General features: G+C 67.0%; 15 protein-coding genes. 11 read left to right on the top strand and 4 right to left on the bottom strand.

Annotated features, from left to right (window positions below):
* The first annotated feature begins 54 nt into the window (after positions 1 to 54).
* Together EJO66_RS12670 and EJO66_RS12665 are read left to right on the top strand one after the other, a co-directional pair.
* Positions 55 to 2,193, top strand: coding sequence for a TonB-dependent receptor family protein (locus EJO66_RS12670; protein WP_420856686.1), 2,139 nt, complete (start codon positions 55 to 57; stop codon positions 2,191 to 2,193).
* Between the two features lie 34 nt (positions 2,194 to 2,227).
* Positions 2,228 to 2,788, top strand: coding sequence for a YaeQ family protein (locus EJO66_RS12665; protein ID WP_028254001.1), 561 nt, complete (start codon positions 2,228 to 2,230; stop codon positions 2,786 to 2,788).
* Positions 2,789 to 2,790: 2 nt separating this feature from the next.
* Here EJO66_RS12665 and EJO66_RS12660 read toward each other — a convergent pair whose 3' ends face one another.
* Both EJO66_RS12660 and EJO66_RS12655 read right to left on the bottom strand, forming a co-directional pair.
* A complete protein-coding gene (locus tag EJO66_RS12660; protein ID WP_124959118.1) occupies positions 2,791 to 3,096 on the bottom strand; it encodes a putative signal transducing protein in 306 nt (101 codons plus the stop codon).
* Between the two features lie 13 nt (positions 3,097 to 3,109).
* A complete protein-coding gene (locus EJO66_RS12655) occupies positions 3,110 to 3,574 on the bottom strand; it encodes a DUF3717 domain-containing protein (protein ID WP_125965383.1) in 465 nt (154 codons plus the stop codon).
* A 490-nt stretch (positions 3,575 to 4,064) separates the two neighbouring features.
* Between EJO66_RS12655 and EJO66_RS12650 the strand changes: the two genes are divergently transcribed.
* The 3 genes from EJO66_RS12650 (at position 4,065) to EJO66_RS12640 (ending at position 5,808) form a co-directional block, all read left to right on the top strand.
* Entirely contained in the window at positions 4,065 to 4,814 is a 750-nt protein-coding gene (locus EJO66_RS12650; protein WP_124959120.1) for a TerC family protein, read from the top strand.
* Between the two features lie 81 nt (positions 4,815 to 4,895).
* On the top strand, positions 4,896 to 5,360 hold the full coding sequence (locus tag EJO66_RS12645) for a hypothetical protein (protein WP_125965382.1): 465 nt from the start codon (positions 4,896 to 4,898) through the stop codon (positions 5,358 to 5,360).
* A 94-nt stretch (positions 5,361 to 5,454) separates the two neighbouring features.
* Entirely contained in the window at positions 5,455 to 5,808 is a 354-nt protein-coding gene (locus tag EJO66_RS12640) for a phage holin family protein (RefSeq protein WP_125965381.1), read from the top strand.
* A 28-nt stretch (positions 5,809 to 5,836) separates the two neighbouring features.
* Here the strand turns inward: EJO66_RS12640 and EJO66_RS12635 are convergent, their stop codons facing one another.
* Complete coding sequence (locus tag EJO66_RS12635; protein ID WP_125965380.1) at positions 5,837 to 7,402, bottom strand: M48 family metalloprotease; 1,566 nt, start codon at positions 7,400 to 7,402, stop codon at positions 5,837 to 5,839.
* A gap of 55 nt (positions 7,403 to 7,457) precedes the next feature.
* On the opposite strand from EJO66_RS12635, the gene moaC reads away from it, so the two are divergent.
* Entirely contained in the window at positions 7,458 to 7,949 is a 492-nt protein-coding gene (gene moaC / locus EJO66_RS12630; protein ID WP_124959123.1) for a cyclic pyranopterin monophosphate synthase MoaC, read from the top strand.
* Here moaC and EJO66_RS12625 read toward each other — a convergent pair.
* Positions 7,946 to 9,682, bottom strand: a complete 1,737-nt coding sequence (locus tag EJO66_RS12625) for a PglL family O-oligosaccharyltransferase (protein WP_240648573.1) — start codon at positions 9,680 to 9,682, stop codon at positions 7,946 to 7,948. The two genes, moaC and EJO66_RS12625, sit on opposite strands and share 4 nt — an antisense overlap.
* A gap of 153 nt (positions 9,683 to 9,835) precedes the next feature.
* Here EJO66_RS12625 and EJO66_RS12620 point away from each other — a divergent pair, with 153 nt between their 5' ends.
* From EJO66_RS12620 to EJO66_RS12600, 5 genes are read left to right on the top strand one after another with little or no spacing between them, the layout of a single operon-like run.
* Positions 9,836 to 10,336: a type IV pilin protein gene (locus EJO66_RS12620; protein WP_276311972.1), complete on the top strand. Its 501-nt coding sequence runs from the start codon at positions 9,836 to 9,838 to the stop codon at positions 10,334 to 10,336.
* Positions 10,330 to 10,959 carry a GspH/FimT family pseudopilin gene (locus tag EJO66_RS12615; protein ID WP_240648572.1) on the top strand — a complete coding sequence of 210 codons (630 nt, stop codon included), beginning with the start codon at positions 10,330 to 10,332 and terminating at the stop codon, positions 10,957 to 10,959. The genes EJO66_RS12620 and EJO66_RS12615 overlap by 7 nt, the downstream gene beginning before the upstream one ends.
* A complete protein-coding gene (locus tag EJO66_RS12610) occupies positions 10,956 to 11,354 on the top strand; it encodes a fimbrial assembly protein (RefSeq protein WP_125965378.1) in 399 nt (132 codons plus the stop codon). The genes EJO66_RS12615 and EJO66_RS12610 overlap by 4 nt, the downstream gene beginning before the upstream one ends.
* Positions 11,354 to 12,556 carry a PilW family protein gene (locus EJO66_RS12605; protein ID WP_125965377.1) on the top strand — a complete coding sequence of 401 codons (1,203 nt, stop codon included), beginning with the start codon at positions 11,354 to 11,356 and terminating at the stop codon, positions 12,554 to 12,556. The genes EJO66_RS12610 and EJO66_RS12605 overlap by 1 nt, the downstream gene beginning before the upstream one ends.
* Complete coding sequence (locus EJO66_RS12600) at positions 12,553 to 13,161, top strand: hypothetical protein (RefSeq protein ID WP_125965376.1); 609 nt, start codon at positions 12,553 to 12,555, stop codon at positions 13,159 to 13,161. Before EJO66_RS12605 ends, EJO66_RS12600 begins: the two co-directional genes overlap by 4 nt.
* The last annotated feature ends 2 nt before the right edge of the window (positions 13,162 to 13,163 follow it).

Raw genomic sequence — 13,163 nt, 5'->3', positions numbered from 1 at the left:
ACCGATCTCCGAGGAGAAACCTTGTTCAAACAAAAGAAGTGCGCCGCGCTGGTCATGGCGCTGTTCCCCATCAGCTTCCAGAGCCTGGCGGCCGAAGCCGAGCCGGCCGGCTCCGCATCCGGCGCGAAGTCGCTGGAGGCGGTGACCGTCACCGGTGACTGGCTCGGCACGCCCAGCGAGACCAAGGTGCTCGAGCATCCGGGCGCGCGCAGCATCATCGAGCGCACGCAGATCCAGGAAAGCGGCGCCACCAGCGTGCGCGAGGCGCTGCGCCAGGTTCCCGGCGTGCAGGTGCAGGAGAGCAACGGCACGGGCGGCAGCGACATCTCGCTCAACGTGGGCGTGCGCGGCCTCACCTCGCGGCTGTCGCCGCGCTCGACCATCCTGCTGGACGGCGTGCCGCTGGCCTATGCGCCCTACGGCCAGCCGCAGCTTTCGCTGGCGCCGCTGTCGCTCGGCAGCCTGGAAGCGGTCGACGTGGTGCGCGGCGCGGGCTCGGTGCGCTACGGCCCGCAGAACGTGGGCGGCATCATCAACTTCGTGACGCGCTCGATTCCCAAGCAGTTCGCGGGCGAAGTGAGCGTGGGCGTTGAAAGGGCCAGCCACGGCGGCGGCCTCAAGACCACGCCCAGCCTGTTCATCGGCGGCACCAACGAGAACGGCCTGGGCCTGGCGCTGCTCTATTCGGGCACGCACGGCGACGGCTTTCGCCGGAGCAACGACCACACCAGCATCGACGACCTGATGCTCAAGGGCGCCTACCGCCTGTCGAAGACCGACGACATCGCGGTGACGCTGCATCACTTCGAGGGCAAGGGCCGCATGCCGGGCGGGCTGACCACCGCGCAGTTCGCGGCCGACCCGTTCCAGTCGGACCGCCCGTTCGACGAATTCACGGGACGCCGCACCGACGGCTCGGTCAAGTACACGCACGACGACGGCGTGAACAAGTTCGAGATGCTGAGCTACTACACGGACTCCTACCGCAGCAGCTACCTCGAGCAGGAAGGCACCGGCGCCAACGCCGGCCGGCGGCGCCTGACCTCGGCGCCGCGCAACTACAAGACCTACGCCTTCGAGCCGCGCTACTCGCGCCTGATCGATTCGGGCAGCGTGGTGCAGGAGATCAGCGTCGGCGCGCGCTACCTCAAGGAAGAGGCCTCCGAAGTGGCGACGCGCAGCGCCTACTACCGGCCGAGCGCGGGCTTCGACGCCTACACGCTCGCCCAGCCCGCCTACCAGTCCAGCAAGGGCGGCACCACCGCCCATGCCGTCTACATCGACGACCGCATCGACTTCGGCAACTGGACGGTCACGCCCGGCGTGCGCTACGAATCGATCCGCTCGCACAACGACGTCTTCACGCTTGCGAACGGCCGGGTCACCGGCGCGAACTATCCGAAGATCGACTCCAACGAAGTGCTGCCGACGCTGTCCGTGCTCTACCGCATGAACGAACGCTGGTCGGTGTTCGCGAACGCCGGCGTGTCGTTCGGGCCGCAGCAGTACGCGCAGCTCGCGCAGTCCACCAGCGGCCTGCACCCCGAGAAGGCCAAGACCTACGAGATCGGCACGCACTACAAGGGCGAGGCCTGGAGCGGCGAGCTGACGCTGTTCAACATCAACTTCGACAAGGAACTGCTGCTGGCCCGCTCCATCACCGGCGACGTCGGCCAGTGGACCGACCTGGGCGCCACGCGGCACCGCGGCCTGGAGTCGGCGCTGCGCTACCAGCTCGGCAGCCTGAGCGACTCGCTCAAGGGCCTGTCGGTGTCGGCGACCTACACCTACACGCAGGCGATTGCCAAGGCCGGGGCCTTTGCCGGCCGCGACCTGCCGTTCTACTCGCGCCAGGTGGCCACGCTCGGCGCGCGCTACGAGCGCGGGCCGTGGACCTTCAATGCCGACGTGTACGCGCAGTCGAAGCAGCGTTCGCCGGGCTCGCCCGACGACGGCGCGCAGTACATCACGCAGGAAGACTCGACCGGCCGGCTCGGCAACATTCCGGGCTACGCCACCATGAACCTGCGCGCCGCGTACGACTTCGGCCCGTCGATGAGCCACCTGAAGCTGGCCGTGGGCGTCAAGAACCTGTTCGACCGCCGCTACTACAACCGCTCGGTCGACAACAACGGCGGCAAGTACGTGGGCCAGCCGCGCACGGTGTACCTGCAGGCCTCGGTGGCGTTCTGACGCGGCCCATGGGGGCGCATACACTCGCGCACCCATGGCCCTCAAATCCACCATCTTCAAGGCCGCCCTCGCGGTGGCCGACATCGACCACGGCTACTACGCCGACCATGCGCTGACCCTGGCGCGCCATCCGAGCGAGACCGACGAGCGGATGATGATCCGGCTCGTCGCGCTCGCGCTCAACGCGCACAAGCTGCAGGACGTGTGCAACGGCGACGGCACGCTGGCCTTCGGCGCGGGCCTGTCGAACGTGGACGAGCCCGATGTCTGGCTGCGCGACTTCACGGGCGAGACCAAGCTGTGGATCGAGGTCGGCCAGCCCGAGGACAAGCCCGTCATCAAGGCCTGCGGCAAGGCGGACGAGGTGATCGTCTACTGCTTCAACCACGCCGCCGAGATCTGGTGGCGCGGCATCGAGAACAAGCTCACGCGGCCGCAGAACCTGCAGGTCTACCGGGTGCCGACGGAAGCCTCGCAGGCGCTGGCCGCGCTCGCGCAGCGCAGCATGCAGCTGCAGGCCACGATCCAGGAGAACACGCTGACGCTGGGCGACGGCACCCACAGCATCGACGTCGAGCTCTTGCGCTGGAAGTAGCCTCAGGCCACCGGCATCATCGCGCCGCAGTGCCAGCACTGCTCGAAGCCGCCTTCGATGCGCTCGCCGCAGGCGCACTGCCAGTTGCGCTGCGGCCGATGCTGCGCCGCATGCAGCACCTGCTGTGCGCGCTCGAACTGTGTTTCGTCGTCGATCCAGATCTCGGGCAGGCACTGGTCGGGCGGCAGCTGGCCCATGACGGCGCCCAGGTATTCGCGCTGCACCGTCGCCTCCACGCCCTCCTCCCGCAGCGCATGCACCCACAGGACCGCGATCGCGAGGTTCGGAGCCTGGGCAAGTCGGCGCATGGGGCGGCCTCGTTCAGGGGGTGTCGTCGGGGCCGAGGGGCTCGGCGGGATCGTCGGGCCACTGCGGGGGCTCGGCCTCGCGCGCACGCTCGGCGTACTTGTTGAAGCGCCAGGCCGAGTCCTCCATGGTGATGCGGCGCCAGGTCACGCGCTTTTCGGCCGGCGTCATGGCGGGCCAGTGCTGCACCTCGTCGAAGCTGCGCCCGCAGCCCTTGCACTGGTCGTCGCCCTGGCTGGTGGAGCAAATGGCGATGCAGGGGGTGTCAGGCGTGGAGTGGTACCAGTCGAGCCAGGCGGCCCAGGCCTTTTCGGGAAAGCCGAACTCGTCGACCTCGTCCTCGTGGTGGAACACCATGAGCGCGTAGACCTCGGCCAGCGCGCGCAATTCGGGCGCCAGCGTGATGCCGTCGGGCGAGGGGCTTTTCTCCCGCCAATGGTTGATGGCGGCCTCGATGTCGGTGATGTGAATGGCGGCCATGAAGAGAGAAAAATCAGCGAGCGGCGATCATAGTCCGGCAATGTCCCACGTCAGCCGAAGGTTATAGAGGCTGCAAAACCCATAGCGCCGCAGCCCCTGTTCATAAGGCCTTCGATAGCATTCTTTTTGAAGCCCAAAAATTTTCAGGTTGCCAGAACAGGGGCCGCGATGCTCTAATCCCGCCCACGAAGGGGAGTAGCTCCCGACCGCCGCGCACAACGGCGGAAATCGACAGGTCGTCAATACGAAGCACAACACTTCCGGCCTGCCGGGCAACACGTACCCCCCGGGGTGCGCGCTGTCGAGCAAGACCTTCGATTTGAACCTGCGCAGGTTTGGTCGAAGCGTTCCAGAAATCCCCGGTCTTCATCGCCCGGTCTTCGCCATCGCTTCGACATTCCTGCACGGGATGGATCGAAATGCAACGCATGCGCCGGACCGGCGCCATCCAGCCTAGGATGGACGGACCGCGCGAAGACAAGAGGAATCTATGGAACAGTTCATGACCCCGGAATTCTGGGTCGCGGTCGGTCAGATCATCATGATCGACATCCTGCTCGGTGGCGACAACGCCGTCGTCATTGCCCTGGCGTGCCGCAAGCTGCCGCCCGCGCAGCGCACCAAGGGCATCCTTTGGGGCACGGCCGGTGCCATCGTGCTGCGGGTCATATTGATCTTCTTCGCGCTCACGCTGCTGGCCATTCCGTTCCTGAAACTGGTCGGCGCCGCGCTGCTGGTGTGGATCGGCATCAAGCTGCTGGCGCCCGACCATGACGACGCGCACGGCAACATCCAGAGCAGCGACAAGCTGTGGGGCGCGGTCAAGACCGTGATCGTGGCCGACCTGGTGATGAGCGTGGACAACGTGATTGCCATCGCCGGTGCCGCGCAAGGCGCCGGCCAGGCCCACCAGATGCCGCTGGTGATCTTCGGCCTGCTGGTGAGCATTCCGATCATCGTCTGGGGCAGCCAGCTGGTCATCAAGCTGATGGACCGCTTCCCGATCATCATCACGCTCGGCGGCATGCTGCTGGGCTGGATTGCCGGCACCATGGCTGTGTCCGATCCCGCACTGGCGAACACCGCCGCCTGGACCTGGGTGCCGAAGCTCCCTCAGACCGACACCATCAGGTACGCCGCAGGCATTGCCGGCGCGCTGCTGGTGCTGGCCATCGGCAAGTGGGTGGCCCTGCGCCAGGCTCGCCAGAAGCCGGCCGAAGCCGCAACGTCGTCGAGCTGATGGCCGCCTGCAGGGGCTTGGCGAAAATGCTCTTCCCCTGCTGCCCGGTCTCTGCCACTCTAGCTACTTGAAGGAGCACCCATGGAAAAGGTCATTCTGTACGTCGACGACGCCGGCTACGCGGCCGAGCAGTTCGCCGAGCTTGCTCCGGACGCCGGCAGCGTCGTGGCACGCCATTGGGTACTCGTGGCCTGCGCTCCGCGCATGACGCACCGCATCAGCAAGTGGGTGAGCCACAGCGCGCGCGAGAACTGGCGCGCCAAGTGGTTCAGCAAGGTGCAGGCGCAGCTGCTGCCGCTGCTCGAACGCAATGGCGGACAGGTGACGCCGGTGCTGGCCAAGGGCCCGCTGACCGACCTCACGCAGCAGCTCAAGCGCGAGCATTCGGCCACGCTCGTGGTCGACGCGCGCCGCCCCAAGATCGGCGTCGACCTGGAGCCGGTCACGCTCGACCAGGCGCCGCCGCGCCAATCGGGCTGGGCCTTTCCCGGCGCCGTGATGGGCATGGGTGCGCTGCTGGTGCTTGCGAACGAGCTGGCCGAATAAGGGCGAACCGCCCCCCGTCAACGTGTCAACGAGCCCCGGTGCGGCAACGCGCCGGGGCTCGTTGTTTTGGGGGCTCTGGGGTATCCTGCGCCGCATGCGCATCATCATCAAATGGCTGCTCAGCGCCGTCGCGCTGCTGGCGGTGGCTTATCTCTACAGCGGCGTCCAGGTCAACAGCTTCGGCTCCGCGCTGATTGCCGCGGCCGTCATCGGCCTGCTCAACATGGTCGTGCGGCCGGTGCTGGTGGTGCTGACGCTGCCGGTCACCATCGTCACGCTCGGGCTGTTCCTGTTCGTGATCAACGCGCTGCTGTTCTGGGCCGCATCGGGCCTCTTGTCCGGCTTCCAGGTCAGCGGCTTCGTGGCGGCGCTGATCGGCTCGCTGATCTATTCGCTGCTGGGCCTGGTCATCGAAGCCGCGCTGGGCGGGCTGCTCTCCAAGGGCTGAGCCGTCGGGCGAGCAGCGCCCTCCTCGCTCACTTCAGCGGCGGCTCCTCGGCCTGCCGCTTCACCAGCACCTCCACGGCCCGCGCGCGGGTGTCGATGATCGACGCCTCGTAGTGGTCGACCGGCACGCCGGGCTTGCGGATCAGCTCCTGCGCGGCCTTGAGGCGGTCGCGTGCGGCCGGATAGTCGAGGATGGCCACGTTGGCCTCCGCATCGGCGCGCACCGCACGCACCGTATCGTTCTGCGCGCCGTACAGGTTGGCCAGGGCCCGCCAGGCCGTGGCGTCGCGCGGATTCGTGGCCACCCAGTCGCGCAGCACCGGCACCATGGGCGCGGGCTGGCGCGTGGCCACGGCGGCATCGGCCGCGAGCAGCATCTCCGGACGTTCCTTCGACTTGATGTCGAGCAGGCCCGCGGCCTTGGGGGCGCCTCCGCCGGCCAGCTCGATCTCGGCATTGAGCCAGCGCGCCAGCCTGGCGGCCGAGGCGTCGTCGGCGGTGCGCGCCGTCAGCCGCTCGGCCATGGCGCGGGCGGCGCGGAAGTCGCGCAGCTCCTTGGCCGACAGCGCGGCCGCGTAGAGCGTGCCGGCCTGCTGGGCCGCGCTGCTCTTGGCGAATTCGCCGCTGGAGGCCGCATCGACCCACAGCCGCAGCACGTCGACGCCCGGCCGCGTGAGCACGCGGGCGCGCGCGGCGATCATGGCGTGGTCCATGGCCAGCGGCATGGCCGGGGCGGTGTCGGGGCGGAACTGGAAGCGCCCCTGCATGTCCGAGATGCGCTCGGACGTGAGCGGATGGCTGCGCAGGTAGGGGTAGGAGCCGTTGTCGTTCAGGCGCGAGGCGTACTGCAGCTTCTCGAACATGGCGGCCGCGCCCTGCGGCGCGAAGCCCGCCTGCGTCATCACGCCAAAGCCGACGCGGTCGGCCTCGCGCTCCATGTCGCGCGAGAAGCTGAGCTGGTTCTGCATGAACAGCGCCTGGCTGCCCATCATCACGGCCTGGCCCGCGTCGGCGTTGCGGCTCTTGCTGGCCGCGATCATGCCCAGGATCAGGCCGGCCAGCATCAGCGGCATCTGCTTGCCCTGCTGGTTCATGATGCGCGAGATGTGGCGCTGCGTGACGTGCGACAGCTCGTGCCCGAGCACCGTGGCCAGCTCGTCGCGGCTGCCCACGGTGGCAATCAGGCCCATGTTCAGGCCCAGGTAGCCGCCCGGCAGCGCAAAGGCATTGATGTTGCGGTCGCGCCCCAGCAGGATGGTCCAGGCAAAGCGCTCGTCGAGCTCGGGCGTGAGCTCGCCGCGCTGGCGGGCGGCAGCCAGCAGGCGCTGCCAGATGTCCTGCACGTAGGCGGCGACCACCGGGTCGTCGACGTAGTCGGTGTCGCGGTAGAGCTCGCGCGCAATCTGGTCGCCCAGCTGGCGCTCGGCACTGGCGGTCATTTCGCCGCCGTCGCCCAGGCCCGGCAGCACCTGCATCTGGGCGCGGGCCGGTACCGGCAGCAGAACCTGGCACGCTATCAAAACGGTAGCGCAGAGCGACCGCAAGGCGGGCGCGGCGGAAGTCTTTCGGGTGGCAAAGGGAGTCAAGCGCGGCATTCCTCGTCCATGGCTCGGGCTCGTATGATGCACCTCCACACCCGAACGTTCACACATGAGTTCCCTCACCCATTTCGATGCCCAGGGCCAGGCCCACATGGTCGACGTCGCGGCCAAGCCCGCCACCCATCGCGTGGCCGTGGCCACCGGCCGCATCGAGATGCAGCCCGCCACGCTGGCGCTGATCGAATCGGGCACCGCCAAGAAGGGCGACGTGCTCGGCATCGCCCGCATCGCGGGCATCCAGGCCGCCAAGAAGACCAGCGACCTGATCCCGCTGTGCCACCCGCTGGCGCTCACGCGCGTGGCGCTGGCGTTTGCGCTGGCCGAAAAAGGCAATGCGCCGCAGGTGGTGTGCACCGCCACCGTCGAGACCGTGGGGCCGACCGGCGTCGAGATGGAAGCGCTCACCGCCGTGCAGGTGGCGCTGCTCACCATCTACGACATGTGCAAGGCGGTGGACCGCGGCATGCGCATCACCGACGTGCACGTGCTGGAAAAGCATGGCGGCAAGTCGGGCAGCTACCTGGCCACCCCTCAAGGCTAGGGCGCCTGCCCGTCGACCGGCAGCCCCTTCAGCCAGCGCTCGTACTCCGCCGGAAAGGCGATGCGGAAACGCTCCGCCTGGTCGCGCGCCTCCTCGCCCCGCCCCATCAGCTCGGCGCTCTCGATCAGCTTGACGATCACGCGCGGCTCGGGCGAGAAATGCAGCGTGCGCTCGGCCAGTGAATGCATCGCGGCGGCGTTGGCCGGCGTGACCGCCGTGAGCGTGAGCTCGGCAAAGTCGACCTGCCTGGCGAAGAGCCACGATTTCCTGGCCTTGGCGAGCGTCCCGTCTTCATAGGCCGGCAGGCGCTCGTCGCGCGCCAGGTAGATCTGGCTGATGCGGATGTAGTCCCAGGTGGCATAGCCGACCACCGCCATCAGCACCACGGCCGCGACGGAAGACAGCACCGGCGGCTCGGGCCACCGGGCCTTGAACCGCTGCCGCAGCGATGAAGCCGTTGCGGCACGCCGCGCCGGCCACAGCATGCCCAGGCACAGCCCGAACACCAGCTGGAACGGCCCGTACCAGAGCGGATATTCGAGCAGGCTGTGCAGCGCGATCGCGCCCAGCATGCCCCACGCCATGAGCCGCACCGGGTCGTGCTCGCGCCAGGGCCTGGCCGCCATCACCATCCAGAGGAAACCGCCGCAGACCAGCACCGACACCGGAATGCCCATTTCCACCGCCAGGTGCAGCGGCAGGTTGTGCGCGTTGTCCAAGATCTCCGGGAAGCGCGGCCCGTCGTACAGCGTGCTGTAGTGCGCGAAGGCCAGCTCGCCCCAGCCCCACCCCGCGAGCGGGTGCGCCGCAATCAGCGAGAGCACGTTGCGCCACAGGATCATCCGCGTGTGGTCGCCCGGCGCGCCCTCCTGCAGCCGCTGCATCATGCCCTCGACCTCGCCCGCCGCCAGCTGCGGCAGCAGCCAGGCGATGGCGAAGTAGACCGGCACCATCGCCAGCAGCACCAGCGGCGGCGGCAGGCTGAAGGGCGGCCTGCTGGTGGCGCCATCCGGGGCCGCGCCGCGGCGCTCCCACCGCGCGATGAAGGCGGCAACGCCCACGATCGACAGCAGCTGGAGCAGGCCCGTGCGCGAGGTGGACGCCGCCGCGGCCACCAGCAGCAGCAGCGCCGCCGCCACCAGCCAGCGGCGAATGCGCGCCGAGGGCTGCGCCGCGTAGATCCAGAGCGCAGCCACCAGCGCCATGCTGATCAGCGTGGCGAACTGGTTGCGCTGGCGCAGGTTGCCATAGGCCTGTCCCAGCGCGGGCGTGGTGGTCCAGGGCACCAGCGGCTCGGCCAGGCCGTAGTACTGGAGCAGGCCCAGCACGGCGCTGGCGAGGCCGGCCACCAGCACGCCCACCGCCAGCACCCCCGAGGTGCCCGCCCCGCCGCGCGCCATGCCCGCGCCCACGCAGGCTGCGGCCGCCATGGCGGCGAGCACGACCACGGCGGGTAGCCATGCGGCGGCGCCGGCATGCGGGGAGGAAAAAAGCACGACCGCGGCCGCCCCGGTACCCAGCCAGGCCCAGATGCCGCGCGCCGGCACGGCGGCAGGAACGGCCAGAAGCATCGCCGCCAGGCAGACCCAGGTGGCCAGCAGCTGCCAGGCCTGGACCGACGGGCCGGCGACGAGGGGGCAGAGGAACGGAAACGCCACCAGCCCGGCACGCACGGCGCCGACGGCCTTAGGCGAGAGAGCGTCGGCCTCGGCAGGCACTGCGCGGGAAGTCATTCCGCCGATTGTGCCGACCGGCCGGGCCGACGAATGGCGGCGGGTGAGAGACGAGCGGTTTTGCGGGAAAACACATTTGGAGACATTCTTGGACAACTGTCTACAACTGTTGTTCGGCCCCTGCTCAAGTGCGGCCGCGCTCGAAAGATGTCAATGAAACAACCTTCTGTTCCGCGCCAGCCCATGAGAGATCGGCGCGGTTCACGTGGCTTCACGCTGATCGAAGTGATGATTACCGTGGCGATCATCGGCGTGCTGGCGGCCATTGCCATTCCCAGCTACCAAGACTACGTGCGGCGCGGCTACGTGGTGGACGGCACCAATGCCCTGGCGACCATGCGCGCCGATATGGAGCGTTACTACCAGGACAACCGGACCTACGCCACGTCGGGAACACTGGTGCCGCCATGCGATGCGAGCGTGGCGGCGAGCAAGCGCACCTTTGGCAATTTTCTGGTGAGTTGCCCGGCGCCCGGCGCACCTACCGGAACGACCTACACGCTCAAGGCCGTAGGAAGCGGTCCGGCCAACGGTGCCATCTACACGATCAACGAACTGAACGTGCGAGCTACTGCTGGAATGCCTCCTGGATGGTCGGGCTGGACCAACACCTGCACCACTTCGTGGATCGTGAAAAAGGGCCAGACGTGCTGACACAGCATCGCCCTTGCAGTCGCCAGAGAGGCTTCACTCTGGTCGAGATGGTCATAACCTTCGCGATCATGGCACTTCTCGCCGCGCTTGCCATGCCGTCCATGCTCGGATGGGTTCGGAACAACAAGATCCGCACGGTCAGCGACTCGCTGCAGAACGGACTTCGTCTCGCCCAGGCCGAAGCCACGCGCCGCAGCCGGCAGGTTGTCTTCGCGCTGACGGACGACAAACCCGCAGGCGCTAGCACCGCCTACACGGCAAAAACCGACGGAAGCAACTGGGCAATTGAGACGGTGGCCGCACTCACCGAAGACGGAACCGGCGCGTTCGTTGAAGCCGGCGTCCTGCGCGATGTGGGTTCGAACGTGATGATTTCCGGACCAGCGGCCATTTGCTTCAACGCTCTTGGGCGCCTTGTCGCGAACGCATCCCCGGGTGTAACTGGCGCGAATTGCGGACTCCCGAGTAGCTCGGCGCATGTGTACACCATCACGATGAGCGATCAGGTCACAGGCGACAGGCCGTTGAAAGTCACTGTTGCGCTAGGCGGGCAAATCCGTCTGTGCGACCCCTCCAGGACTCTTTCAAGCAGCCAGCCTGACGGCTGCCCCGCGTCGCCATGAAACGTTCTCAAGCCTCCTCTTTTCGTCGCGGGCAGACCGGTATCGCGCTGCTCGAAGTTCTGGTTTCCGTGCTGCTCTTCTCGTTGGGTCTGCTTGGCCTCATTGGACTGCAGGCGCGCGCCATCAGTTTCTCGAGCGATGCAGAAGACCGCAATCGCGCTGCGCTGCTGGCGAATGAGGCGGTCGCGTTGATGTGGCTCAACAAATCCGTGAACGTTCCCGCCGGCGAGTTGAGCAGCTGGCAGTCACGTGTCGCTGACCCGCTCGCCGGCGGCCTGCCCAGCGGAGACGGGCAAGTGAACGTGTCTGGCACAGCCGCCACCGTGGTCATCAAGTGGCGCGCCCCAACACACGATGCAGACAGTCAACTCACGACACGCGTCGTATTGCCCTGATGAACAAGTTGCACACTCCAAGGGCCATACAAGAGCGTGGCCTGACATTGATCGAACTGCTGGTCGCCGTGACCATCGGTTTGGTCGTGACCCTGGCTGTCACCAGCGCGGTGATATTCGGCGAATCGACCAAGCGAACCACGACCTCCGTCAACGACATGAGCCAATCGGGCTCCTATGCCGCATATGTGCTCGACCGTGCAGTGCGCAGTGCAGGCTCCGGCTTCGCACAGTCGTGGGACCTTGGCGTATTCGGCTGCAAGCCGCAGGTTAAAAAAGGCGCCACGACCATCCTGCCGCGCACCACCGCCTTTCCTGCTCCATTCGAAAAATTCCTGGGAGGCGCCGCCGGCAGCGCCAATCTGCGCGTTGCACCCGTGGTGATTGGCAAGGGCCAGTCTCCAGACGGGGTTTCCGACGTGTTGATGGTGATGAGCGGCAACGGCGCTGCAGGCGACGTGCCGCGCCCGATCATCGCGGCGGGCGCGAGCGCCAACATCCTGCGCCTGGACAACACGGTGCAGTTGAACAAGAACGACCTCACGCTGATCAGCCAGGTCGGAGCGGACTGTCTGCTCGAACAGGTCGATTCGACATTTGTCGACAGTGCAAGCAACGAACTTCTGCCCTTAGGCGGCACGAACGCGTACTACACGGCAGGCAGCGGAACCACGCTCGCCGCGCTGGCCGCCAGCGGCTCGGCATACCTCACCCTCTTGGGCAACGACACTGCAAAGAACGTGCAGTTCCAGTTGTTCGGTGTGAGCAACGACCGCACCCTGTTCAGCTACGACCTGTTGCGCAGCAATGGAACGGACACTCCACAGGCCTTGGCCGACGGCGTCATGGAAATGCACGCGATCTATGGCGTCGATTCGAACAAGGATGGAATCCTCGACGCGTGGGCGGCGCCTGACTCGGCAGACTATGGCGTCGCCGCCAAGATGGCCGTAGCGGGCACCACTGCCGCGGAAATTGCAGAAAGCACAAGAAAGATCGTCGCGGTGCGCGTCGGCCTGCTGCTGCGAAGCAGCACTCTCGAAAGAGACGAAGTCACTCTCAAGATTCCCGCCATGTTCAGCGGCACGGGCGTCGCCCGCGCTGAAGTCAACTTGCCGGCAGGCGATGCCCGTCGCTATCGGTACCGGGTCGTCGAACTCACCATTCCGCTGCGCAACCTGCTGTTGCTGCCTTCATCATGAAAACTTCTTTCCGCCGGCGTCCCGCAGAGCGCGGCGTCGTGCTCCTGCTTTGTCTCATCGTTCTGGTCGTGCTGCTGGCCGGTGGCGTTGCCGTCATGCGCTCCATGAACACCTCACTCTCCAGCGCCGGCAATCTGGCGTTCAAGCGCGATCTGGTCAACCAGGGTGAACAGGCGGCCGACACAGCGTTGAAGCTGTTCGGCACCGGCGCGCTTTCTGCTGCCGGGGCCGACATCGCAAGCGCGAAGGCTCAGAACTACAGCGCAGAAAAATTGCCTTCGAACGATCGCGGCATTCCTCTCGCCCTGCTCAGCGACACGGCATTCGATGCCGTAGCCAGCGCGACAAACGATATCAAGGACGCCTCCCGAAAGGACCAGGTCAAGGTCCGCTACATCATCGACCGCCTCTGCAATGCACCTGGTGCCCCAAGCAAGAGCAACTGCGTGTATGCGCCGGGAAGCACCGACGTACGCGGCGGAAGCGTGCAGGAATCCCAGCGGCCGCCGCCGCCAAAGGCATTGGTCTACAGACTGAGCATTCGTGTGGACGGTCCCCGCGACACGCAGGTTTTTCTGCAGTCCTCTTTCACGAAGCCCGAATAACA

The sequence above is a fragment of the Variovorax beijingensis genome, assembly GCF_003951285.1.
Classification (GTDB): Bacteria; Pseudomonadota; Gammaproteobacteria; order Burkholderiales; family Burkholderiaceae_C; genus Variovorax; species Variovorax beijingensis.
This window is presented reverse-complemented; position numbering and strand designations above follow the sequence as displayed.

Coding starts and splice junctions, on each gene's coding strand:
- EJO66_RS12670 (WP_420856686.1), top strand. CDS start 55: ATGGCGCTGTTCCCCATCAGCTTCCAGAGCCTGGCGGCCGAAGCCGAG.
- EJO66_RS12665 (WP_028254001.1), top strand. CDS start 2,228: ATGGCCCTCAAATCCACCATCTTCAAGGCCGCCCTCGCGGTGGCCGAC.
- EJO66_RS12660 (WP_124959118.1), bottom strand. CDS start 3,096: ATGCGCCGACTTGCCCAGGCTCCGAACCTCGCGATCGCGGTCCTGTGG.
- EJO66_RS12655 (WP_125965383.1), bottom strand. CDS start 3,574: ATGGCCGCCATTCACATCACCGACATCGAGGCCGCCATCAACCATTGG.
- EJO66_RS12650 (WP_124959120.1), top strand. CDS start 4,065: ATGGAACAGTTCATGACCCCGGAATTCTGGGTCGCGGTCGGTCAGATC.
- EJO66_RS12645 (WP_125965382.1), top strand. CDS start 4,896: ATGGAAAAGGTCATTCTGTACGTCGACGACGCCGGCTACGCGGCCGAG.
- EJO66_RS12640 (WP_125965381.1), top strand. CDS start 5,455: ATGCGCATCATCATCAAATGGCTGCTCAGCGCCGTCGCGCTGCTGGCG.
- EJO66_RS12635 (WP_125965380.1), bottom strand. CDS start 7,402: ATGCCGCGCTTGACTCCCTTTGCCACCCGAAAGACTTCCGCCGCGCCC.
- moaC (WP_124959123.1), top strand. CDS start 7,458: ATGAGTTCCCTCACCCATTTCGATGCCCAGGGCCAGGCCCACATGGTC.
- EJO66_RS12625 (WP_240648573.1), bottom strand. CDS start 9,682: ATGACTTCCCGCGCAGTGCCTGCCGAGGCCGACGCTCTCTCGCCTAAG.
- EJO66_RS12620 (WP_276311972.1), top strand. CDS start 9,836: ATGAAACAACCTTCTGTTCCGCGCCAGCCCATGAGAGATCGGCGCGGT.
- EJO66_RS12610 (WP_125965378.1), top strand. CDS start 10,956: ATGAAACGTTCTCAAGCCTCCTCTTTTCGTCGCGGGCAGACCGGTATC.
- EJO66_RS12605 (WP_125965377.1), top strand. CDS start 11,354: ATGAACAAGTTGCACACTCCAAGGGCCATACAAGAGCGTGGCCTGACA.
- EJO66_RS12600 (WP_125965376.1), top strand. CDS start 12,553: ATGAAAACTTCTTTCCGCCGGCGTCCCGCAGAGCGCGGCGTCGTGCTC.